Annotated in this window: 1 protein-coding gene; it reads left to right on the forward strand. The window is 75.5% G+C overall.

The window, feature by feature from the left end; translation table 11 throughout:
• Positions 1-64: 64 nt before the first annotated feature.
• A partial coding sequence (locus ABD774_RS21635; RefSeq protein ID WP_345045869.1) for a cytochrome c oxidase assembly protein occupies positions 65-510 on the forward strand: 446 nt, incomplete at its 3' end.

The raw sequence follows: 510 nt of genomic DNA on the forward strand, positions 1-510 counted from the left end.
TGCTGCTCGTCCTCGTCGGTCTCCTTCTGCTGCGGCGGGCCCGCCCCTCCCGTTGAGCGACGTGATGAGCCACCAGCACACCGCGGGTCCCTGGGCGGTGCTCGAGATCGGCGTCGTCCTCGTCCTGCTCGCCGCCGCCGCCGGCTACGCGGCCGCCCTGCGGGCCGCGCGCGACCGCAGCCCGTGGCCGGCGCACCGCACCGCCCTGTGGTACGCGGGGCTCCTCTGCGTCGGCGCGGCCCTGCTCGGCCCGGTCGCCGAGGCGGCCCGTGCCAGCTTCACCGCCCACATGCTCGGGCACGTTTTGCTCGGCATGCTTGCGCCGCTCCTCCTGGTTCTCGGTGCCCCCGTCACGCTCGCGCTGCGGGCCCTTCCGGCGGCCCGCGCCCGGACGCTGACGGGCCTGCTGCGCCACCCCGTCGTGCGCGCCGTGACCCATCCGGCCGTCGCCGCCACGCTCAACGCAGGCGGACTCTGGCTGCTCTACACCACCGACCTCTACCACCAGAT

The organism is Georgenia daeguensis (genome assembly GCF_039537705.1).
Classification (GTDB): Bacteria; Actinomycetota; Actinomycetes; order Actinomycetales; family Actinomycetaceae; genus Georgenia; species Georgenia daeguensis.